Annotated in this window: 31 protein-coding genes; 7 read left to right on the top strand and 24 right to left on the bottom strand. The window is 70.7% G+C overall.

Annotation, left to right across the window (positions count from 1 at the left end; translation table 11 throughout):
* Positions 1-8 precede the first annotated feature (8 nt).
* From AC07A4_RS25730 to AC07A4_RS25685, 10 genes are all read right to left on the bottom strand, one after another.
* Positions 9-374 (bottom strand): phage tail fiber protein, encoded by a 366-nt coding sequence (locus AC07A4_RS25730; RefSeq protein ID WP_478602665.1) that lies wholly within the window; start codon positions 372-374, stop codon positions 9-11.
* Positions 375-377: 3 nt separating this feature from the next.
* The gene (locus tag AC07A4_RS25725; protein WP_478602663.1) at positions 378-851 is read right to left on the bottom strand and encodes an SAP domain-containing protein; all 474 of its coding nucleotides are present in this window, start codon (positions 849-851) and stop codon (positions 378-380) included.
* Positions 852-943: 92 nt separating this feature from the next.
* A complete protein-coding gene (locus AC07A4_RS25720) occupies positions 944-1,396 on the bottom strand; it encodes a hypothetical protein (RefSeq protein WP_478602661.1) in 453 nt (150 codons plus the stop codon).
* A gap of 13 nt (positions 1,397-1,409) precedes the next feature.
* On the bottom strand, positions 1,410-1,916 hold the full coding sequence (locus AC07A4_RS25715) for a hypothetical protein (protein ID WP_478602659.1): 507 nt from the start codon (positions 1,914-1,916) through the stop codon (positions 1,410-1,412).
* A gap of 81 nt (positions 1,917-1,997) precedes the next feature.
* Positions 1,998-3,503, bottom strand: coding sequence for a phage major capsid protein (locus tag AC07A4_RS25710; RefSeq protein ID WP_478602657.1), 1,506 nt, complete (start codon positions 3,501-3,503; stop codon positions 1,998-2,000).
* Entirely contained in the window at positions 3,500-7,096 is a 3,597-nt protein-coding gene (locus tag AC07A4_RS25705) for a head maturation protease, ClpP-related (RefSeq protein ID WP_478602656.1), read from the bottom strand. The genes AC07A4_RS25710 and AC07A4_RS25705 overlap by 4 nt, the downstream gene beginning before the upstream one ends.
* Positions 7,097-7,306: 210 nt before the next feature.
* Complete coding sequence (locus tag AC07A4_RS25700; RefSeq protein ID WP_478602654.1) at positions 7,307-8,650, bottom strand: phage terminase large subunit; 1,344 nt, start codon at positions 8,648-8,650, stop codon at positions 7,307-7,309.
* Positions 8,647-9,177: a hypothetical protein gene (locus AC07A4_RS25695; protein ID WP_478602652.1), complete on the bottom strand. Its 531-nt coding sequence runs from the start codon at positions 9,175-9,177 to the stop codon at positions 8,647-8,649. The genes AC07A4_RS25700 and AC07A4_RS25695 overlap by 4 nt, the downstream gene beginning before the upstream one ends.
* A gap of 100 nt (positions 9,178-9,277) precedes the next feature.
* Positions 9,278-9,895: a hypothetical protein gene (locus AC07A4_RS25690; protein WP_478602650.1), complete on the bottom strand. Its 618-nt coding sequence runs from the start codon at positions 9,893-9,895 to the stop codon at positions 9,278-9,280.
* 40 nt (positions 9,896-9,935) lie between these two features.
* Positions 9,936-10,319 (bottom strand): WYL domain-containing protein, encoded by a 384-nt coding sequence (locus AC07A4_RS25685; protein WP_478602649.1) that lies wholly within the window; start codon positions 10,317-10,319, stop codon positions 9,936-9,938.
* Between the two features lie 106 nt (positions 10,320-10,425).
* Here AC07A4_RS25685 and AC07A4_RS25680 point away from each other — a divergent pair, with 106 nt between their 5' ends.
* The 3 genes from AC07A4_RS25680 to AC07A4_RS25670 all read left to right on the top strand — a co-directional run bounded on the left by AC07A4_RS25680 (position 10,426) and on the right by AC07A4_RS25670 (position 11,094).
* Positions 10,426-10,623, top strand: coding sequence for a hypothetical protein (locus AC07A4_RS25680; RefSeq protein WP_478602647.1), 198 nt, complete (start codon positions 10,426-10,428; stop codon positions 10,621-10,623).
* 79 nt (positions 10,624-10,702) lie between these two features.
* Entirely contained in the window at positions 10,703-10,912 is a 210-nt protein-coding gene (locus tag AC07A4_RS25675; protein WP_478602645.1) for a hypothetical protein, read from the top strand.
* Complete coding sequence (locus tag AC07A4_RS25670) at positions 10,909-11,094, top strand: hypothetical protein (RefSeq protein ID WP_478602644.1); 186 nt, start codon at positions 10,909-10,911, stop codon at positions 11,092-11,094. Before AC07A4_RS25675 ends, AC07A4_RS25670 begins: the two co-directional genes overlap by 4 nt.
* A gap of 46 nt (positions 11,095-11,140) precedes the next feature.
* On the opposite strand, the gene AC07A4_RS25665 is transcribed toward AC07A4_RS25670, so the two are convergent.
* The 14 genes from AC07A4_RS25665 to AC07A4_RS25600 all read right to left on the bottom strand — a co-directional run bounded on the left by AC07A4_RS25665 (position 11,141) and on the right by AC07A4_RS25600 (position 16,437).
* A complete protein-coding gene (locus AC07A4_RS25665) occupies positions 11,141-11,452 on the bottom strand; it encodes a hypothetical protein (protein ID WP_478602643.1) in 312 nt (103 codons plus the stop codon).
* Positions 11,453-11,570: 118 nt separating this feature from the next.
* Positions 11,571-11,828 (bottom strand): hypothetical protein, encoded by a 258-nt coding sequence (locus AC07A4_RS25660; RefSeq protein ID WP_478602641.1) that lies wholly within the window; start codon positions 11,826-11,828, stop codon positions 11,571-11,573.
* 63 nt (positions 11,829-11,891) lie between these two features.
* Positions 11,892-12,047: a hypothetical protein gene (locus tag AC07A4_RS25655; RefSeq protein WP_478602640.1), complete on the bottom strand. Its 156-nt coding sequence runs from the start codon at positions 12,045-12,047 to the stop codon at positions 11,892-11,894.
* Positions 12,048-12,136: 89 nt separating this feature from the next.
* Complete coding sequence (locus AC07A4_RS25650) at positions 12,137-12,346, bottom strand: hypothetical protein (protein WP_478602638.1); 210 nt, start codon at positions 12,344-12,346, stop codon at positions 12,137-12,139.
* A 12-nt stretch (positions 12,347-12,358) separates the two neighbouring features.
* Complete coding sequence (locus AC07A4_RS25645) at positions 12,359-12,613, bottom strand: hypothetical protein (protein WP_478602636.1); 255 nt, start codon at positions 12,611-12,613, stop codon at positions 12,359-12,361.
* Positions 12,613-13,269 carry a hypothetical protein gene (locus AC07A4_RS25640; RefSeq protein WP_478602634.1) on the bottom strand — a complete coding sequence of 219 codons (657 nt, stop codon included), beginning with the start codon at positions 13,267-13,269 and terminating at the stop codon, positions 12,613-12,615. Before AC07A4_RS25640 ends, AC07A4_RS25645 begins: the two co-directional genes overlap by 1 nt.
* A 59-nt stretch (positions 13,270-13,328) precedes the next feature.
* A complete protein-coding gene (locus AC07A4_RS25635) occupies positions 13,329-13,730 on the bottom strand; it encodes a hypothetical protein (RefSeq protein WP_478602632.1) in 402 nt (133 codons plus the stop codon).
* Positions 13,731-13,739: 9 nt separating this feature from the next.
* Complete coding sequence (locus tag AC07A4_RS25630; RefSeq protein ID WP_478602630.1) at positions 13,740-14,363, bottom strand: hypothetical protein; 624 nt, start codon at positions 14,361-14,363, stop codon at positions 13,740-13,742.
* Between the two features lie 9 nt (positions 14,364-14,372).
* A complete protein-coding gene (locus AC07A4_RS25625; protein ID WP_478602628.1) occupies positions 14,373-14,582 on the bottom strand; it encodes a hypothetical protein in 210 nt (69 codons plus the stop codon).
* Positions 14,579-14,755, bottom strand: coding sequence for a hypothetical protein (locus tag AC07A4_RS25620; protein WP_478602626.1), 177 nt, complete (start codon positions 14,753-14,755; stop codon positions 14,579-14,581). The genes AC07A4_RS25625 and AC07A4_RS25620 overlap by 4 nt, the downstream gene beginning before the upstream one ends.
* A gap of 5 nt (positions 14,756-14,760) precedes the next feature.
* On the bottom strand, positions 14,761-15,642 hold the full coding sequence (locus AC07A4_RS25615; protein WP_478602624.1) for a MerR family transcriptional regulator: 882 nt from the start codon (positions 15,640-15,642) through the stop codon (positions 14,761-14,763).
* Between the two features lie 59 nt (positions 15,643-15,701).
* Complete coding sequence (locus AC07A4_RS25610; RefSeq protein WP_478602622.1) at positions 15,702-15,962, bottom strand: hypothetical protein; 261 nt, start codon at positions 15,960-15,962, stop codon at positions 15,702-15,704.
* Positions 15,959-16,129, bottom strand: coding sequence for a hypothetical protein (locus tag AC07A4_RS25605; RefSeq protein ID WP_478602620.1), 171 nt, complete (start codon positions 16,127-16,129; stop codon positions 15,959-15,961). The genes AC07A4_RS25610 and AC07A4_RS25605 overlap by 4 nt, the downstream gene beginning before the upstream one ends.
* Positions 16,126-16,437 (bottom strand): hypothetical protein, encoded by a 312-nt coding sequence (locus AC07A4_RS25600; RefSeq protein WP_478602618.1) that lies wholly within the window; start codon positions 16,435-16,437, stop codon positions 16,126-16,128. The genes AC07A4_RS25605 and AC07A4_RS25600 overlap by 4 nt, the downstream gene beginning before the upstream one ends.
* Positions 16,438-16,646: 209 nt before the next feature.
* Here AC07A4_RS25600 and AC07A4_RS25595 point away from each other — a divergent pair, with 209 nt between their 5' ends.
* The 4 genes from AC07A4_RS25595 to AC07A4_RS25580 all read left to right on the top strand — a co-directional run bounded on the left by AC07A4_RS25595 (position 16,647) and on the right by AC07A4_RS25580 (position 18,211).
* Complete coding sequence (locus AC07A4_RS25595; protein WP_478602616.1) at positions 16,647-16,964, top strand: hypothetical protein; 318 nt, start codon at positions 16,647-16,649, stop codon at positions 16,962-16,964.
* 69 nt (positions 16,965-17,033) lie between these two features.
* The gene (locus AC07A4_RS25590; protein ID WP_478602614.1) at positions 17,034-17,594 is read left to right on the top strand and encodes a sigma factor-like helix-turn-helix DNA-binding protein; all 561 of its coding nucleotides are present in this window, start codon (positions 17,034-17,036) and stop codon (positions 17,592-17,594) included.
* A 109-nt stretch (positions 17,595-17,703) separates the two neighbouring features.
* Positions 17,704-17,955 (top strand): hypothetical protein, encoded by a 252-nt coding sequence (locus AC07A4_RS25585; protein WP_478602612.1) that lies wholly within the window; start codon positions 17,704-17,706, stop codon positions 17,953-17,955.
* 43 nt (positions 17,956-17,998) lie between these two features.
* Positions 17,999-18,211 carry a hypothetical protein gene (locus AC07A4_RS25580; RefSeq protein ID WP_478602610.1) on the top strand — a complete coding sequence of 71 codons (213 nt, stop codon included), beginning with the start codon at positions 17,999-18,001 and terminating at the stop codon, positions 18,209-18,211.
* Positions 18,212-18,217: the final 6 nt, after the last annotated feature.

Raw genomic sequence — 18,217 nt, 5'->3', positions numbered from 1 at the left:
CTGGCTGGTTACGAGGCGACGGGCAGGGTGAGGTCGAGGTCTCCGGCAGGGATCGTGAACGTGTCGGCCGCCGTGACCGCGTTCGCCGTCACCGTTCCGGACCCGCCGAAGTTCCCGGCGGTCGACGCGGACCAGAGCGAGAAGTGCGTGTAGTCCTCCGAGCCAGCGACGTTCGTCCAGACCAGGTCAGCGGTCGTCGTCTTCGCGGCCCCGGACGCGGAGCCCCACGTCGCCTGCTTACGGGTCGTCTCGACGGCGGCGTTCGCGGTGCCCGCAGCGCCGGGGTCCCCGACGTGCAACTTGACCCACGGGTAAGAGGTGCCCTGGTTGTCCAGGTGCGTGTTCGCCGCCGCGGTGGAGAATCCGACGGTCATGATCTACTCCGTGTCCTGCGCTGACGTGGAGGAGACGTCGGCGGCTGCGCGTGCGTCGTCGTCCTCAAGGAGCCGGAGCACGAGGTCGTCTCGCCTGCCCGCCTTCGAGAGGTTGCGCTCGCCGAGTTCCGTCTTGAGCTGCTCGACGGTCCAGGCCTCGCAGTACGGCGCCGGCGCCAACTCGGGCTGCTCGGGCGCCGACGAGGCGCTGTCCTCAGGTGACGGTTCCTCACTTCGCTCCTGCTCTGCCGCAGGAGCTGCGGACTCCTCCGCGGACTTCACAGGCCCGCTCTCTACCTCGGCGTCCTCAGGCTCCGGGGCAGTTTCGGCGCCCGCGACACTGGCCCCCGCGCTACGGCTGATCTTCGGCACGGCTTCGGCTCCGTCCTCGTGGAAGTCCTTCGAACTGCAGTGGGGACACCGCTTCAGCCCGACCGCGAACCGGGCCGTGCACCCCATGCACCTGTTGAGCGCCATCTCCAGCCCCTCGTTCGAGCCGCAGCGAGGGCACCGGGACAGCCGCGCGCCATACCGCGCGGAGCAGCCCCGGCACCTCCACTGCGCCATGGCTAAGCCGCCGCCAGCGTCGCGCCGTCGTCGAGCGGCACCCAGTTGACGACCCACGTGATCTCGCCGTCCGTGCCCGCAGACACGGACTCCACCTGGCCCACGGCCAGCACGATCGGAGCGCGGAGTGTCTCGACGGAGCCGCCACGGGTGACCGTGGCGTTGGCGGCACCGGTGAAGCCGAGGAGGTCACCGGCGGGGGTGTCGGTGGTGCCGATGTCGGTGGCGGCGCATAGGTCCACGGTGGTGCCGGTGGTGGGGTTGTGCTGGAGCTTGTAGCTGTTGGCGACGGTGATCGCGGTGCCGACGACGCCGTAGACCGCGGTGATGGCGACGCGCCCGCCTGCCACGGTGAACAGGGGCACCGTGCTCGCGGCGAGCGTGCCGGTGCTCTTGGAGGCGCGCTGCCCGAGGTTGATCAGCCGGAGCTGGTTCGCCTGAATCAGAACAGACATGTGTCGAGGCTCCTCAGGTGAGCAGGGCAGGGAGGTTGTGGGGGGCGCGCCCGACGTTCAGGTCGCGCATGAAGTACAGGACGGAGAGGGTCTTGTCGCCCGTGCCGAGGTCGGGGACGTTGACGCTGATCCACTCGTAGCCGTCGGACAGCTCGGTGGAGTCCACCTCGAAGACGAGGATGTTCTGCTCGATGTCGGTGGTCTCCGACGCAGCGACGGCGATCTCGGACGCGGCGGCCTGCGTGTACTTCGTCCACGTCTCGCTGTTGTCGATCGCGACAGCCGACTTCAGCCAGTACTCGGTGATCGTGTCGAGGTCGGCGGGGGTGCCGCCGGAGGCGACGGTGTGCTGCTGAAGGTCGACCTGGAGGTCGTCGCCGCCGGTGGCGACGCCGCCGACGAGGACGACGGTGACGCCGCCGCAGTTGCGGAGGTGGACGCGCTTGCCGGTGACGAGGCCGTTGGTGGCGGCCGGGGGCGCGCCGAGGCCGATGTCGAACAGCCTGCCGAGTGCCTGCATGATGTGCCCTCCTGGAGGGGGTTGATTGCCTCTTGGGATGTGGCCCGGGCGGGGGCGTTACTGCCCGCCCGGGCTGGCGGGTCAGGCGCGGGCGGCCAGCTGCACGAAGGGGCTGAGCGTCGGGCCGTTGTTCTGGGGGGTGACGGCGGACTGGAGCCAGGGGCGGCCGTCGACGCGCTGGATGATGCGGTAGGCCGTCTGATCGTTCTGGAACTTGAAGTGCGGGCTGCTCATGGCGGACATGACCTGGCGGTCGCCGATGAGGTAGAAGCCGAAGTCCACGAACGAGATGTCGCCGAGGTCACCGAGCAGGCCAGGAGCCTTCTCGGTGAAGATCACGGGGCGGCCGAGGATGGTCATCGGCGGCCCCTGCACGCCGTTGTTGAGCCAGATCGCCGACCCGCCGGTGCCCACGGACAGCGCCATGGTGGCCAGCTCGGGGAACGTGTCGATGCTGCAGACCCACACCGCGCGGTCCAGCGAGCTGGGCAGCATGCGGGCGTACATCTTGACGATGTTCTCCCACACGATCGTGTCCGCCGCCTGCCCGGATTCCTTGGGGACGGAGATGGTCGCGGCGTTGTTGGCGTCGAGGGCGCCGAGGGGCTCGCCGACGCCGGAGCCCTTGAGGAAGGCGAGGTCCTCGTAGAAGGACAGAGCCTCGGGGAAGATCTGGTCGAGGAACGCCTGGAAGCTGATGGCGCTGTCCGAGATCAGCTCGTTGGGGACCTCGGTGTACGCCGTGAGCTTCTTCGCGTCCAGGACGATCCGGGAGAACGCCGCCTGCGACGCGGTGAGCGCCGCGCCTTCCTCGGTCCAGTAGCCGACCACACCGCCGTACACCGAGCTGACGTTGCTGGTGGAGTCGATCGCGGGGAACGGCACGCGCAGCGTCTCCATCGGGATGACGCGGGCCCGTTGACGGACGACCGAGGACTCCAGGGCGACCGCGAGCATCTCCGAGCGGAGCGTCTCCGGGATCAGGAACCCGCCCTCCGACGGCACCGTCGACGAGAACGCGTTGCGAACCCGGGACAGCTTCGCCTGCATGTCCGCGGTGCGGTTCGCGTTGTGCCAGATCGTCTGGAAGTACTCCGCGCTGTTCTTGAACTCGCGGTCCAGGACGGCGCCCATCGCCTTCGGGTTGTGCAGGTGATTGCGGGCGTTCCCGGTCTTCACCACGGCCTGCGGGGTGAGGTCGATCCGCTCGACGCCCTCGGGATGGTTCTCCCGCAGCCAGTTCGCGAGGATCTGCTCCGTCTGCTCCTTGACCTGCGTCGCGATGGACAGGTCCCGGTTGTGCACCGCCCTGGCGTAGTTGGTGATGAACTCACCGAACGCCCCGTTCTTGTCCGCGAAGACGCGCTGCATCTGCGCGGAGTCGGTGAGCATCGCCTCCAGCTCCGCCTGCCCGGTCGGGATGGCGAGCCGCTCGGGGTCCATGCCGCCGGCCGGGGCGGGCGGCTCCGCCAGGCGGTTGTAGGCCTTGCCGACCGCGCTGGGGTCGAGTCCGGCTCGCAGGATCATGCGCTGGCGCATGGCGGACCGGATGGTCTCGCGCTGCCCCGGGATGGTTGCTGTGCTCACAGTCGTGCCTCCTTGAGGCTGCGTTCGAACGCGGGTCTGTCGATCGCTGGGACCGGCTCGGCGGGTGCCGGGTCGGGTGCCGCAGCCGGTTCGGGGGCGGCAAGGTTCGTGGCGGCGTTGGCCAGGAGGGTGCGGAAGTAGTCGACGGCGACGTCGCTGTCGGACCGCGGGGGCTCCGGGGCGGGCGCGGCGGGCGCGTGCGTGGCGGCCGGGCCCGGGCGGGACGGTGCCGGAGTGGCGGGGGCGTCGGCGGCGACTCCGGCCATGAGACCGCGGAGCCGGTCGGGGTCGTAGTCGGGCATCGGGTCGAAGGCGGCGCGCGCGGCCGTCCGGAACGCGGCCGGGTCGAAGGCGGGCATCACGACCGCGGGTGCCGCAGGAGCAGGCTCCGGCTCGGCTGCGGATTCCGGCTCCGCTGGGAGGGCCGCGGGTGGACGCTGCTCGGGAGGCGCCGGAGCTGTGTTGGCGACGCTGCCCATGAGGTCGCGGAACTGGCCGCCCTCGAAGTGCGGCATGGGGCCCGGGTCGTGGGCGGCGGCGATGGCCGCGGTGAACGTGGCGCCGTTGAAGGTGAGCGTCGGGCCCGTCGGGCTGGCGGCGGGCGGCTCGGAGTCCGCCGGGGGTGTGGCTGCGGCGGGGATTTCCGGGGCGGGCGCCTCGTCGCGGCTGGTGTGTGCGTAGTTGTACACGCTCAGGTCCCACGCCGCCGCGAGGGCCCGGTCGTCCGGCTCTTCTTCGTCCGGCGCCCGCTGCGGCACGGTGACCTCGTCCGCGAGCCCGGCCTCCACGGCCTCGTCGGCGAAGTACCAGGTCTCGGCCTGCATCCGCTTGCGCCACTGCAGCTTCGTGCCGCCCGCGCGCTCGGCGTAGACCGCGGCAATGTTGTCGGACTGCCGGTCCAGGAAGTCGGCGTACTCGCGCAGCTCCTCCGGGCTGCCGCAGGACACGCCCTGCGCGTCGTGGATCATCATCTGCGAGTGCGGGGACATCACGATCCGGTCCCCGGCCATCGCGATCACCGAGGCGATCGACGCGGCGAGGGAATCGACCTGCACCATGACCCGCGCCCGGTGGGAACGAAGCGCGTTGTGGATGGCCAGCCCGTCGAAGACCTCCCCGCCGGGGGAGTTGATGAACAGGTGGATCTCGGCGGCGTCGACCGCCTTCAGCTCCTCCACGAACGCAGCCGCAGTGATGCCCCAGGACCCGATGTCCCCATAGATGTGCACCTGCGCGAGCGGCTCGCCGCTGGGCTCGTCCACCGCGTTGGTGATCCGGTACCAGGTCTCCTCGCCCCCGGGCGCGGGCAGTGCGGGCCGCATGGCGCGGCCGCGGGCGGCGATCTGCTCGGGGCTCGCGGTGTTCCAGCAGCGTCGCGTGCGGCCCATCGAGGCCTCCTCCGTGGTGTCCCAGACCGCTGTGACCGTGCCGCGGCAGCGGATTCCGCCCTCGCACTCCTGGTAGCCGCCCGCCCCGTACACGGCGCGCACGGCGTCGAGGTCCTCGAACTCCATGCCGTCGACCTCGTGGCACGGGCCGCAGGTATTCGTGTCGAGCCGCTCGCTGGCGAAGTACCGGGCCACCGGGGCGGCTTGCAGCGTTGCCACGCGCCCGGCGTTCTGTGCCCGGTGCAGGGCGCCGCCGAGTTGGTCGCGGCGGAACCAGTTCTTCAGCCCACGCAGGAACCCGCCGACCTTCTCCGCGACACTCGCCCCGGAGGCGCCCGGCACGAGCAGGCGCAGCGCCTCACGGCCCGCCGCCGCGGCCACGTCTGCAGCGAGGAGACCGGCGGTCGCGGCGGCGATCTCCACCAGCTCTGAACCGAACGCGTTGCGCAGGCCCTTGTCGAGCTTCGGCGGGCGGACCTTCACGCCCTGCTCGGCGGCCTCGGAGGCCATCTGCGCGGCTGCGGTCTCGGCCATGTCGGCGAGCGCCGCACGCAGGACGCGGGCTGCTTCGTCGGACGCTACTGACAGACCAGCCAGTTTGTCCGGGGCGTCGGAATCGACGGCTTCCTCGATCTGCCGCTCCAGCTCCGCGTACTGCTCCTCGGCGACCGGCTCCCACGCCTCCAGCAGGGCGCCGAGCGCGTCCTCGAACTGCTCGCGCACCGAGCCGAGATCCTGCTCGGCGGCTGCCGCGCGCGGCAGCGGGCGGGGCCGGGCCAGCACGGTGTTGTACGAGGGCAGGTGACGGGACGCAGGGGCGAACGGCACATGGTGGTGCAGGTCCAGACGCGCTGCGGCAGCGGGCGCCTGAGGGGCAGGCTCGGGAGCCGCGGGGGTGGGCTGCTCGGGCACGTCGAAGCCGAGCATCTTCAGGACCATCGGGCCGAGCTGCGCCGGGGCGCCCTTCAGCACCTCGATGAGCAGTTCGCGGTCCGGGTCGGCGTTGGGCTGACCGAACGCCATATCCGGCAGGCCCAGGGCCTCGCGGACGTCGGGCGCGTAGAAGCCGGCGTCGACGAGTTCCCGGGCGGCCGTGGCCTTCGCGGTGAGCTCCGCGTTTCTGGCCTCGGCGTCAACCGGTACCGGGTCGTCGTAGTCGAACTCCAGCATGCGGGCGGCGTCTGCCCCGTACAGCGGGAGGAGGTCGTTGTTCAGCGCCTGCTTGAAGCGCTCCAGGCGCGGGACCGTCAGCTGCTCGGCGAACAGGACCTTCGAGGCCTCGGCGGTGGCGCGGTTGACGTCGCCGACCTCGCCGAGGACGAACGCTGGCGCGCCGAACGCTTCGCGGATGACGTCACGCGAGATGGTGCGGAGTTCGGCGAACTGCATGTCGCGCTGGGTGTACTTGCGGTCCTTCCAGGTGCCGTGTTCCAGGAAGGCGACCCTGTGGGCGTTGGCGACGCCCTTGTGCTGCTCGGCCCACCGCGCTTGGAGCTGATCCCACTCGGGGTCCGAAAGGACGGTGGGAAGCTCGATGATCCCGCCAGGCTCGGCCGAGTTGAGGAAGAAGTTGCGGTTCCACTCGGCGGAGTACTTCGCCGCGTCGATCTCCGTCAGCACGCTCTGCACGGGCCCCATGCCCCGGTAGGGGTCCAGCGGGTTCGGCATGCGGATCTGGATGACGTCCTCGACCCGCAGCGCGATCTCCTGCCCGTCCGGGCCCGTGTACATGTAGCCGGAGATGAAGTCCACCGGATGCGGGACTGGCGCGATGCGGTCCGGGCGGACGGGCCACAGTTCCAGCGGGATCGGGGATCGGGGACTGCGGGCGATGACCAGCCAGCCCTCACCGGTCAGGTCGATGTGCTGCTGCTCGGACTCCACCAGCTCCTGGCGGGTGAAGAACTTGTTGGGCTTGTTCCACAGGTCGAGGGCCGCGTGCTGTGCGACCTCGGTGCGGTCCTCCGGCAGCCCGGACGGGGCCTTGCGGTACAGGCGCCAGTTGACCTGCGCGGTCGCGTTCGACGTGCGGTTGACGATGGCGAACAGCGTGCCCACCATGCCCATCGCCCGCATCTGCGCTTCAGCACCGGTGGGCTGCCGCCACGGAATGCTGATGTTGGAGCGGCTTGAGTACGGGACGGGGGCGCGGTTGCGGAGCTGCCGGGTGCTGGCGGCGAGGGAGCCGAGGAAGCTTCTGCCCACGGTTCCCTCCCTTGCATCAGTCCGGCCGGCTCAGGTGCCACTCGTAGGCGATCGCGCAGAGTCCGGCGGCGAGCAGGCCTGTCCAGAGACCGAAGCGCATGCCGAGCCCAGTTGAGACGAGTGTAAATCCTCCTGTCAACAAGCATCCTGAGAGGAGTTTCTTAATCTGTGGTGCGAGATGTGACCACTTCACCGCAAGACCTCCTGTTTTCATAGCCAGCGCACTCTCGGCCTGCCTACCAGATCCCGCGCCGCGACCATGTACCGCAGCGCGTCCATCCCGTGATCGTGCTCCTTCGCCGGCTCCTCCTTCAGCCCGCCGGCGTTCCCGGGCTTCACCGCCCACACATAGCCCGTGACCTCCTCCTCCGTGCACGCGGGCTTCTTCAGCGCATCCAGCTCCGGATCCCGCTCCACCAGCGCGCCGCGCACGATGAACAGCCGCGGCCGCCCATCACCCGCCGGCTTCAGGCGCGACTGCACGGCCTGGATACCTGGGCTCACGGACTTCTCCGCGGCCTGCGTGCCGAGCTGGAGATGCTTCTCCAGCGTGGCCCGGCCCTCGGCGTCGTGGTCGCAGATCACCCCGCGCGGCTGCGGCTCCCGCCACTGCCCCGACGGGTAGATCATCAAAGAGCGGGCCTGTCGGGCATGCTCCTCGACGAGGCGGCGGGTGCGGTAGATCTCGCGGTACAGGAACAGCCGCCCGTCGTCGTCCTCGGCCCACCACTGCATGACGAACGGGTTGGTGAACCCGAAGTCCACAGTGATCCACCGCGTCCACGTCGCGGGGATCTTGAACTGGTCGATGAGGTGGGCACTCTCGTCCCACTCCTCGTAGATCAGGCCCTCAGCGGCCGCCCACATGCCGTCACGCAGCCGCAGGCGCCGCACCCCGGTGAGGGCGTCGAGCTTCGCGAAGTAGTCGCGGCCCTGATCGGTGAGGGTGTCGTCGGCGTTGACGTACGCGGGGTTGTCGCGGTGCCGCGAGAGGAGCATCGTGGCCTGGCCCTGGTCGCACCGCTGCTTGATCCAGTGCGAGGGGTGGGCGGGGTTGCAGGCGCCCATCTGCTGCTGCCAGGACAGCACGCCGTTGCGCAGCCGGGTTCCGACGGACTCCCAGTCGGTGAGGGTGAGTTCCGTGGCCTCGTCGCCGAACACGAGGTCGTACTCCGCCGACATGATCTTCTCGGGCTTGTCCATGCCCGCGACGTCGATCTTCGAGCCGTTGGAGTACCGGTACCCGGGCGCCTCGCGCGGACTGCCGCCGAACCAGCGGACGATGCCGCGGGCAATCGCGTCGGCCGCGACCTTCTTCTCCCACGTGACCAGCGTCGTCGCACCCAGCGACACTGCGGTCTTCCGGAAAATCAGAAAGCGGGCGCCCGGGTTGTGCAGGGCCGTCAGGTGCATCCGGAACAAGCACGCCAGGCTCTTCCCCGTGCCCGCCGGCCCGGCCATGAAGACCTCGGAGTCGCGCGTCTTGAACAGCTCCCGCGCCGCGCCGCGGGGCTCGTACCGGACGATGGCGTCCTGGTCGAGCGCGGTCGTCACGTGAGGTCCGCGGGGTCGACGCCGACGACCTCGTAGCGGACGGCGCCGGAGACGGTGACCTGGGTGGGCTGGTCGAGGCCGTACAGCTTGCGGTAGGACTCGCGGAGCATGCGCATTTCGCGGATTGCGGCCAGTTTGGGGCCGTCGTCCTTCAGCGGCTGGCCGTCCTCGCTGCAGACGATCTTTCCGTGTGACACGACGATGTGGTCTCGCTCCAGGACTTCGAGTGCGGCGACGAACAGGTCGTCGAGCTGCGCGGCCTCGGAGGCGATGAGTTCGGCGCCTGCGGACTGGAGTACGGCTTGGCGGCACTTTTGCACCGCACGCCAGGCGTCGCCCTTGTTGCTGTAGCCGACGGCGTCCGCGATCTGTTGGTAGGTCATTTTCGGGTTGTCGGCGCGGAGTCGGGCGGCGTGGGCGGCGCGTTGGTCGTGGTCGATGGTGGTGGTCATGCGGCCTTTGGCGTCCCGGGCTTGGCCGGGTACGGGTGTGGGCCCGTCCGTGGGTGGGGCGTTACCGGTTGCCATGGTTTGATGGTAATGAGGTGCGCAACTGGCGGACGGTGGCGTGCAGCGCGGAGGCCCGCTCCCGGGCGGCGGGGGCGGGCCTGTGGCGGTCTGCGGGTGGTCAGTCGGAGGACCAGCCCGCCCACTCCGGCTCGATGAACGCGACGACACCGGACGTGTAGCGGACCAGGTCACCGTGCTTGTGCAGGTAGTGCACCGCGCCCCGGTCGTCCGTTACTCGCCATGCCGACCCCAGCGGGTCCTCGATGACGGCGATCGTCCGGCCGTCGGGCAGCGGGGCGTTGGGGGCGATGGCGAGACGGTCGTAACCCAGGAGGCACCCGTTGGCGGGCACGGTTTCCAGGATCTCCGGCGTTGGGGCGGGAGCGTCCGTCACCGGGATGACGGAGATGTCGATGCCGCCGAGGAACGTGGAGGTGGGGTCGGTGGTACGGACGATGCGCAGTGGGTTGCCGTCGCGGTCGGTCACGTTCCACTCGTCGATCGCGTGGCCCTGGGTGCGGGCCTGTGTGATGTCGGCCTCGGCCTTGGTGGCGGTGTCGTAGCCCCACAGGGTCCCGTAGTGGTCGTAGTTGGCGACGGCGGCAGGTTCGGTGACGGGTTCCGGGGTGGGCTCGGAGGGCGGGGTGGTGAGGTTGCGGAGGGGTTGGGGGTCGATGGGGGCGAGGACGGCGGCGGTTCCGGCCGCGACGATGGCGGCGAGTTCGATGGTGCGCAACGGGGGGCTCCGTTCCGGGGCGTGGTGCGTTGAGGTGCGGTCAGGCGGCGAGGGCGTCGGCGAGGAGGTCGACGCGGGCGAGGGCGGGGAGGTCGACGGGGTAGAGCACGGTGATGGTGGCGAGGCCGCGCGGGGAGCGGGGCTCGTCGCTGGCCGGGCGGGCGACGACGTACACGGTCCTGTGGATCGTGTAGGCCGCGATGCGATCCAGCCGCCACGACCGGGCTTCGCCGGTCTCGCGGTCCATGGCGCGGAGGACGATGTCGCCCGCCGCGCTCACGGTGATGTCGTAGAGCTCGATGGTGCGGACCGTCTCGGATCCGTCCGCCTTGATGTAGGTGATCGTGACGGGCTGTTTGGCGTCGAGGGCCTTGATGAGGCGAGTGAGGGTGGTGGTGCTGGTCTCGCGTGCGGTGTGCCTCATGGTGCCCCCTTGGCGCTCTGTGTATATACACAGCCTAGAGTGGCGTGTATATACACGTCAAGCCTCTCGGTGGACTCCATGCATATACACGCCTAGAGTTGCCGCCATGGCCAAGCAGCGCACCGAGGGGCATACACCCCTCCGTCAACTCCGTATCCCCGAGGAAGAGTGGAAGCCCTTCGGTGAGGCTGCGGGCGACCGCGAGCGCACCAGGGTCGTACGGGAGTTCATCCGCTGGTACGTGGGCAAGGAGGGCGCCGACCTGCCAGAGCGCCCGGTGAGCAGCGAGGAGAAGACCGCATGAGCGAGCCCCGGTTCTGGTTCCAACCCTTCCCCTCACGCCCGATCGGGCGCGCGCTGAGGCCATCTCGCACGGCTGGTCCGTGCTCCCGCACGACAACGGCGGCTTCTTCGCCCAACGCGGCCAGCACCGCATGATCGTGACCTTCGCCGAGGACGGCGCGTTCCGGCATGCTTCCGTGAGTGAAGGCCGCAGCGGGGTCGATGAGTCGTTGATGGAGGAGGGCGTGCTTCTCACGCTCGCGACCTACGGCGTGGGCCCGGTGCGCCCGGACGAGGAGCCCACACCATGAGCCTGACAGCGCTTCTCCGTCGCGTCTTCCGCCGCAGGGGCGGCACGATGCCCGAACCGCCACCGCTCGCGCCCGACGAGGAGCGCGTCATCCTGTCGCCAGGCTGGAACGGGCCAACGATGGAGACCTCGGCGAACTACACCGGGCGCGGCCTGAACGCCTACCGCAAGCCCACCGCATGACGAAGGCCCCGCCCGGACAACCGGAGCGGGGCCGCTGCGCGCTCGGCTACGGAAGGCCACCCAGCGCCTCGCGGTTGATCGCGTTGCGCTTCTGCAAGCCCTCCATGTACCGGTCCAGTTGATCGTCCTCCGGCAGGCCGTCGCACGCCTCAGGCTCCTGCTCCAACTCCGCGTCCTCGTCCTCCAGGAGGACGTCCGCCCACGCATCCACGCAGGCCCCCCGCTGCTCGGCGGCCGAGAGCTTGGGCGTCTTCGTGACGGTCGCGGTGGCCTTCGGGCGGTCGCTGTCGTCAGAGCTGGAGCAGCCGGCCAATGTGAGTGCGGCGGCTGCGAGTACGGCGATGCTGGTGCGGCGCATGGGTCCCCCCGAGGACGGTGTGGCCCCGGAGCGTAGCGGCGCACGTCCCGTGATCGTGCAGGAACGGTGAAGGCCCCGCCGCAACGAGGGACGCACGGCGGGGCCAGGATGCTCTGGATCAGGTGGAGGCGCGGCCGTTGGCCATCTCGGCGAACCGTGAGGCCGTGGGAGAGATGCGAGCGAGCACGGCCGGAGCGTTGAGGCACATCCGGAGCCGCGCTTCGGTGAAGGGCTGCATCGCTTGGCGGGCGCGTTCCAGGGTGGCGTTGGCTTCCCTGGCCAGCCGGAGCTGGAACTCGGAGGGCGGTGGCGCCGGGTAGTGGCGGTCGATCTGCCTCAGCGCCCGGTCGGGGTCGGGGTAGGGGCGGTAGCTCATGGGGCCAGTCTCGCAGCGGAAGGTAGTGGTAGGTGGGCAATCGGCGGTTCTGTCACCCTCATGTCAACTTCGCGGGCCTTGCCGGGGTGTGCCGGGTACGGGCTGGGGCTCGGTCGGGTAGTAGCCGCCTCGGCTGGCTTGGTAGTCGGTGGCGAAGTCCGGCTCGGGATCGGTGCCGTCGGGCGGCCGGATGGGCATGTCCTGGGGCAGCGGTGCCACGATGGTGCTCCTGTCTCGCGTGCGGGGCGGGTGGTCCGGGGCGGCCGGTTCTGCTGGCAGGCGGGCGGCTGCCCCGGGGTCTGGTTCGGTCAGCCGGTGCCGATGGCGTTGCCGGGGGCCATGCGGATGACGCCGTCCTCGGTGTCGGCGGCCACCCAGTCGTGGTGCGGGCGGCAGTAGTAGAGGCCGCGGGCTTTCGGTTCGGCGCAGTAGGAGGCGCGGCTGTCCCAGCTGTTGGTGGAGAGCTGGTAGCCGCAGGTCTGGCTGTTGCGGGCGGGTTCGGTGGGAACGGTTTTCATGGGTGATCTCCTTCAGTGGCCGACGCCTGCGCAGTCGGCGAGGACGAGGGCGAGCAGGATGAGCGCGGCGAGGCAACTCCCGGACGGCAGGAGGCCGTCGCCGCGTGCGGCGTGGTGGACGCGGTCGATGCGGTCGCCGTCGGCCGGGGCGTGGCCGCCGTGGGCGGCAGCTCGGTGCTCGTCGCGGTCGGCCTCGGCGTCCTCCAGGTGGTCGCGTCTGGCCAGGCCGAGGGTGTGGCACTGGAAGCACCGGTACAGGTACGGCATCACGCGCTCCCGCTCGGCGGGATGCGGTGGTAGCGGTGGGCGTCAGCAGGGTCCTTGATGATCGACATCCCCTCTCGGACGTGGACCACGGGCGTGTTGTTGGCGTTGGCGTTGGCGCTCTCATCTGCGGCAACACCCCCAACAGGAGGCCCGGGTGGGACAGCGGGGAGGGGCGGCAGATCGTCGCGGTGGACGCCGGGCCCGTTCCCGGCCCGCGTGCGCACCCCCTCGCGGACCGGGATGCCGGCCTCAGCGAGGGCCTCCCGCACGGCCCGGGTGGAGGGCTTGCCGAGGCGGTCACGGAGCACTGTGAGGAGGGCGCCGCGGTCGTCTCCGACGGCCTCTCGTGCGGCGGTCGGGATGTCCGCTCTGGTGTCCTCGGCGGGGGCCTCTTCGCGGGCCTCGTCGGTCTCGTCGGCGGGCAGGGGAGCGCGCTCGCGCGGCGGCCGGGCCGCGAGGTCCGCGGCGGCCTTGGCGGGGGCGTGCATCCACGCCGCTGCACACCACGGGACGGCGATGGCAGGGGCAGCCCAGGGCCGGTAGTACACGGCGGCCCACAGCACCACGGCGGCAGACCACCAGGTGGCCGCAGTGCCGATGCGCGCGTTGATGCGGGCCAGGAGAGTGCGCGATCCGACGATTAGCAGGCCGATCAAACCGGAGGGTTCATTCGGTGTGCGTCGCTCCCCTGCCTTTACGATCTTGCGGAGCTTCATCAGGACACGCCTGTGCGGACGTTGGCGATCGCATCGGCCACGTAGGACCAGCTGCCGCCTGCGCCTGAGGCGATGTACCAGAAGATGATGCCCAGGACCCCGACCTGCTTGGTAGTCAGCTTTCGCCAGAGGATGACGATGGCCAGGCAGAGCGCGAGCGCGGGCATCTGGAGGCCGGGGAGGATTTGGCGGGTGGTTGCGACCAAGCTGCCCACGAGATCCGGCACGATCTTGAAGATGCCGCCCGCAGCCGCGTACGAGGACCCGGCGAGCATGGAGAAGAAGAGGGTCCACCACCAGCCGAGGGGCTTGAGCTGGCCGCCGCCGGGGATGCCGACGAGCAGCAGGACGGTGAGGACCGCGGCGAGACCGACGGGGCCCAGGTTGCCGAAGATGGTCATGGTGGGGTCCTAGGTGGGGTTGCCGTAGAGGAGCACGCCGACGACGGCGGAGGACACGGGCACGGCGCCGAGCCAGGCCGCGGGGACCCACCAGCGCTGCGTGTTGCGGTACGTGCACACGCACGCGAAGCCGACGGCCAGCCAGAACACGGACTGCGCGTCGAGCAGACCGTGATCAGCGATCCAGGCGGCGACGTCGGTGGAGAAGCCGACGAGGCCGAGTTCCCAGCCGAGGTAGGCGGCGCTGGCGTGGTAGCCGAGCCACTTCAGGCGGGGCGGGACGCCTTCCCATGCTTCGATGAGGGAACGGCGGGGGCTGGCGATCGGCGGGGCGATGGGGGCCTGGTCGGTCGTACGGGCTGCCCGCCGACGGCCCGGCTTGCGGGGGGGCAGGGCGGCGGGCCGGGCCCGCGGCGCCTGTTCGGCCTCGACGGGGGGCGGGGGCTCCGGTGGGGCGGGTGGCGCCGGGGAGGGATCCATGCGGCCGTCGGTGACGTCGTCGAGCCAGTCCCGGGGGCGTTTGGCCGCGGGCTGGTCGGGGGCGGGAGCTTCGGCGTCCGTGCCGACGCCGAGGCGGCGCAGGATGCCGCGGACGCGGAGCTCGTCGGGCCCCGGCGCGGGCGGTGTGGGCATCGTGGGGTCCTAGTGGATGAGGTGGGCGGCGAGCGTGCTGGCGGTAGTGGCCGCGGTGAGGGTGGCGGCCGGGCGGTGGTGGCCGTGAGCCAGGGCCGCGGCGGCGAGGAGGAGGGCTGTGGCTTCGGTGAGGATTGCGGCGGTGGGGCTGGTGAGGCCGGTGATGACGGCGAGGTGCCAGGCGTCGGCTGCGTCCTTGAGGAGGCTGGTCTCGGTCATGGCAGTACCGACAGGAGGAAGGCTGCGGTGAGGCACAGGGCGGCCAGGGCGAGGCCGGTGGCGCGGGCGATGGTGAGGAGCCGGTGGGGGTGGCGCTCGCCCCAGGCCGCAGCGGTGGAAGTGAGAGTGAGGCCGAGCACGGCGACAGCAACGAGGACGAGGTCCACGGGCATCGCGATCACCCGACCGCGGCTGCGGACGGCAGCGTCTCAGGGTCGTACATCGCGCCCCGCTGCGGGTCGACGAACGCGGGCTGGATGCGGCCTCGGTCCTTCCACGTGCGGACCGTTGAGACGGCGACTCCGTGGCGCGCAGCTACCTCGCTCGTGGTGAGGAACCGGTGCGTCTCAAGGCTGGTCTTGGCCGTCTCAGCGTGCGGCGCAGGCACCAGCGCGAGCAGGCGGGCTCCGAGGGGTGGGGTGATCGGCCACGACGCGTGGGAAGGAGGGTTGGCGTGGGTGTCTCGCGGTGTCTCGTGGGTGGCCGGCGGGACGATGGGGAGCATCCGGGCGTGAGCAGGGACTGCCTGCGCCCAGACAGCTTTGGCAGTGGGCGTCGCGCGCGGCGAGACGGACCGGGCGGGGCGCGCAACGGGCGTTGCGGCGAGGTGGAGCAGGTGCCCGAACACCAGCGGTGGGACGCATGAGACGACCACTACGAGCTGCCACGGAGCCCGTGGGGTGGCGGACAGCCAGCCGGTGACAAACAGGTGTGAGACGGGCTGAGCTGCCATCGCCGCGCCGAGTGAGACGAACGCGCCGACGACGGCGGAGATCTTGCCGGGCGAGCCCTTGGGGCGGTTGCTGGCGACGGAGGCGGCGATGCCTGCGTAGGCGGCGAGGACGGCGGCCATGCCCCAGGCGAGACGGGTGTCCCATCCGGCGAGGACGGCGAGGTGGTGTTCGCCGGGGGCGCACATGATCAGGACGACGATGGCGACGAGGGGGCGGCCGCCGTTGGTGAACCAGCGGACCCACCATGGGACGTGGTGAGACGGGGGGTGAGACGGGCGTCCCGGCCGTGGGACGCGGTGGATGAGGCGGCGGAGACGGGTCTTCACGGTGTGGCTCCGGGTGGAGGGGCCGGGCCCGCGCGGTGAGGGCCCGGCCGGTCGGTGCGTCAGGGGCGGGGCAGCGCGCGGCACTTCTCGGCGTGGCCTTGGGCCCACGCGGTGGCCCCTTGCTTGACCCACGTCTCCATGCGGTGGCCGCTGCATGAGGGGTCGTAGTGGAAGCTGTTCGGCCACGTCTCCTCAGGGCATCCGGAGCAGGTGCCGGTGATCCAGTTCGGGCCGTCGATGAGTTCGACGGTGGCGCCTGCGACGGTGAGGTAGCGGGCGATGACGCCGTCGGGCCAGGGCTCGGCGAAGGTGGTGGTCACCTGGTGCCTCCGGGGGTGGTGGCCTGTTCGGCGCCGTGGGCGCGGGCGAGGGCGAGTTGGTCGCGTGCGGCGGCCTGGGTGGCGGGGTCGTGCGCGTGGGCGTAGTCCCTGGCGGCTGCCTGCTGGAGGGCGGCGATGCGCTCGGCTTCGGTGGGCTGCTGGTTCATCGGAGCCCCCTTGCGGCGCCGCGGAGGACTTGGGCCTGGACGTGGTGCGTGTTGCCCTCGACGCCTGCGGGGATCGCCTCCCACACGCGCTTCACGACCGCGTTGACGACGGCGGTGGGGAGGCGGTGGAGGCGGGCGGCGACGGCGACCGTCAAGGCGCGGCGCAGCGTGCGCTCGGTGGTGAGGGTGGAGGCGCCCATGCGCTCCAGCTCGGCGGCCGCGGTCGTGAGGACCTGCGCGGCGTACGACGGCGTGGGCGGGGCGGGCAGCGGGGCTTCAGGAGGCGCGGTGTGGTGGATACGATCCACGGCTAGGACCTGCCATTTCGTCGCTGTTGTGGTGGGTCCGCCCCCGGCCCATATGGCGTTCCAGCGCCGGGCCGGGGGCTTATTCGTTGGGCACGAGACCGAAGGGAGCGCGGCCTCACCGCACAAACCCTAGGGCTTGCCTTGCTTCAATGGCAAGCCCTAGGGTTGGGGTGTTCCGGTCGCGCTCTCAGGCAGGAGGGAGAGCGGACGTGGCAGAGACACCCAAGGAGGTGAAGAGGCTGTTGGATGCCATCGAGGCGTTCGAAGCCATCGAGGACCCGGTGCAGCGAACGTCTGCCGTGTCCGAGGCTCTGAGGGAGTGGCCGGACTATCACGCGCGTCTGCGCCAGATCCGAGAGAAGAGCGTCCAGACGCTACGTGACGAGCACAAGAAGACGTGGCCAGAGATCGCCAGCATCATCGGCAAGGTCACGCCTGAGCGCGCGCAGCAGATCAGCAAGGGGCTGAGCGGGGCGCAGCGCAAGAAGAACAAGGCCGAGGCCGACAAGGCCAAGCCGAACGAATGAGAGAAGCCCGAGCGGTGTCGAGACCGCCCGGGCCGTAAGCGCCGAAACCCAAGCAAGGAAGGCACTGCCTTGACAGTACCAACCGCTGCTGCGCCGGAACGCCGGGCGGCCGTGTACCGCCTGTTCGCCGATGACGGCACGCTGCTCTACATCGGGTCGGCGTACGACCCCAAGGGTCGGGCGAAGAAGCATCGTGCAAAGCCGTGGTGGCCGCAGGTCGCCCGCCGCGAGGACGAGTGGCACCCGAGTCGCGAGGCCGCTTACGTTGCAGAGACCGAAGCGATCGAGCAAGCCCGTCCGCTCGGCAACAGGATCAGCGGGCCGGGGGCAGTGGCTGTTCCCGAGCCGAAGCCGAGGGCGAGCGTGGAGGCGAACCCGCTGTTCGCCCTCGCCGAGCTGGATGCCTTCTTCGATGCGTTGGAGGCCGAGCCGCCCGCAGTCCGCTTCCGCAAGCTGACCGAGATGATGGATGCCATGGAGGCGGCGTACCGGTCCGAGCGCAAGGAGATCTTCCGGCGAATGCGGGCCGACGGCATGACCTACAGGGATATCGGTAAGGTGGTGGGGATCAGCTTCGGGCGGGTCCGGCAGATCCTTGCCGAGGACCTCGGGCAGGACCTGGAGGCCTAGCGGCTCCCGCAGGCCGCGCGATCGGCCCCGGCGTACCGGCCGGGGCTTTCGCGTGCCCCTCGGCGCGCGCGGCTGGCGTGGTGTGCGTGGCGGCTTAGGATCTGGCCACGTGGCTGATAGAGATCTCCCCGATGACCTGATCATGCTGGAACGTTCCTCCGAGGAGGCCCGAGCCAAGCTGGCCGGACTCGAAGGCGAGGCGTACGACGCGCAGTGGCGCGCCTGGCGGGACGCCGCCGAGCGCTTCCAGGCCGCAGTCACCGAGCACGCCGCCCGCGAGGACGTGGCCATGTCGCGATACGAGCTGGAGCAGGCGGTCAAGGCCGCGGTGCGCCACGCGGAGGAGGACCCGGCCGAGTAAGGCTCGGCGTGCCGGAGCGCCCGGTCCGGCGCACGCTGGAGGTATGACCGCTGCCCCGATCGTCGTGCACCCGCCGTCACCGACGGGCGGCCGGCGGGTGACGGCGCGCGGGGAGATCCTCGGCCTGGCGTTCAGCGTGCGCGATGTCGCCGCGTTCATGCAGGAGGCCGGGCTCCAGGGGTGGGACGAGATGGACGTGGTCCGCTCCCCGCTGATCGAGTGGCGCGGCGGCGGACCCGAAGTCTGGACGCACTGACCAGGG

It is taken from the genome of Streptomyces sp. NPDC043996 (assembly GCF_056435225.1).
This window is presented reverse-complemented; position numbering and strand designations above follow the sequence as displayed.

Excerpts from the sequence above, each read along its gene's own strand:
- AC07A4_RS25670 (WP_478602644.1), top strand. The coding sequence starts at position 10,909 with ATGAGCCTGACAGCGCTTCTCCGTCGCGTCTTCCGCCGCAGGGGCGGC.
- AC07A4_RS25665 (WP_478602643.1), bottom strand. The coding sequence starts at position 11,452 with ATGCGCCGCACCAGCATCGCCGTACTCGCAGCCGCCGCACTCACATTG.
- AC07A4_RS25660 (WP_478602641.1), bottom strand. The coding sequence starts at position 11,828 with ATGAGCTACCGCCCCTACCCCGACCCCGACCGGGCGCTGAGGCAGATC.
- AC07A4_RS25580 (WP_478602610.1), top strand. The coding sequence starts at position 17,999 with ATGACCGCTGCCCCGATCGTCGTGCACCCGCCGTCACCGACGGGCGGC.
- AC07A4_RS25720 (WP_478602661.1), bottom strand. The coding sequence starts at position 1,396 with ATGTCTGTTCTGATTCAGGCGAACCAGCTCCGGCTGATCAACCTCGGG.
- AC07A4_RS25630 (WP_478602630.1), bottom strand. The coding sequence starts at position 14,363 with ATGCCCACACCGCCCGCGCCGGGGCCCGACGAGCTCCGCGTCCGCGGC.
- AC07A4_RS25725 (WP_478602663.1), bottom strand. The coding sequence starts at position 851 with ATGGCGCTCAACAGGTGCATGGGGTGCACGGCCCGGTTCGCGGTCGGG.
- AC07A4_RS25625 (WP_478602628.1), bottom strand. The coding sequence starts at position 14,582 with ATGACCGAGACCAGCCTCCTCAAGGACGCAGCCGACGCCTGGCACCTC.
- AC07A4_RS25605 (WP_478602620.1), bottom strand. The coding sequence starts at position 16,129 with ATGAACCAGCAGCCCACCGAAGCCGAGCGCATCGCCGCCCTCCAGCAG.
- AC07A4_RS25695 (WP_478602652.1), bottom strand. The coding sequence starts at position 9,177 with ATGGCAACCGGTAACGCCCCACCCACGGACGGGCCCACACCCGTACCC.
- AC07A4_RS25620 (WP_478602626.1), bottom strand. The coding sequence starts at position 14,755 with ATGCCCGTGGACCTCGTCCTCGTTGCTGTCGCCGTGCTCGGCCTCACT.
- AC07A4_RS25685 (WP_478602649.1), bottom strand. The coding sequence starts at position 10,319 with ATGAGGCACACCGCACGCGAGACCAGCACCACCACCCTCACTCGCCTC.
- AC07A4_RS25715 (WP_478602659.1), bottom strand. The coding sequence starts at position 1,916 with ATGCAGGCACTCGGCAGGCTGTTCGACATCGGCCTCGGCGCGCCCCCG.
- AC07A4_RS25730 (WP_478602665.1), bottom strand. The coding sequence starts at position 374 with ATGACCGTCGGATTCTCCACCGCGGCGGCGAACACGCACCTGGACAAC.
- AC07A4_RS25635 (WP_478602632.1), bottom strand. The coding sequence starts at position 13,730 with ATGACCATCTTCGGCAACCTGGGCCCCGTCGGTCTCGCCGCGGTCCTC.
- AC07A4_RS25680 (WP_478602647.1), top strand. The coding sequence starts at position 10,426 with ATGGCCAAGCAGCGCACCGAGGGGCATACACCCCTCCGTCAACTCCGT.
- AC07A4_RS25650 (WP_478602638.1), bottom strand. The coding sequence starts at position 12,346 with ATGAAAACCGTTCCCACCGAACCCGCCCGCAACAGCCAGACCTGCGGC.
- AC07A4_RS25645 (WP_478602636.1), bottom strand. The coding sequence starts at position 12,613 with ATGCCGTACCTGTACCGGTGCTTCCAGTGCCACACCCTCGGCCTGGCC.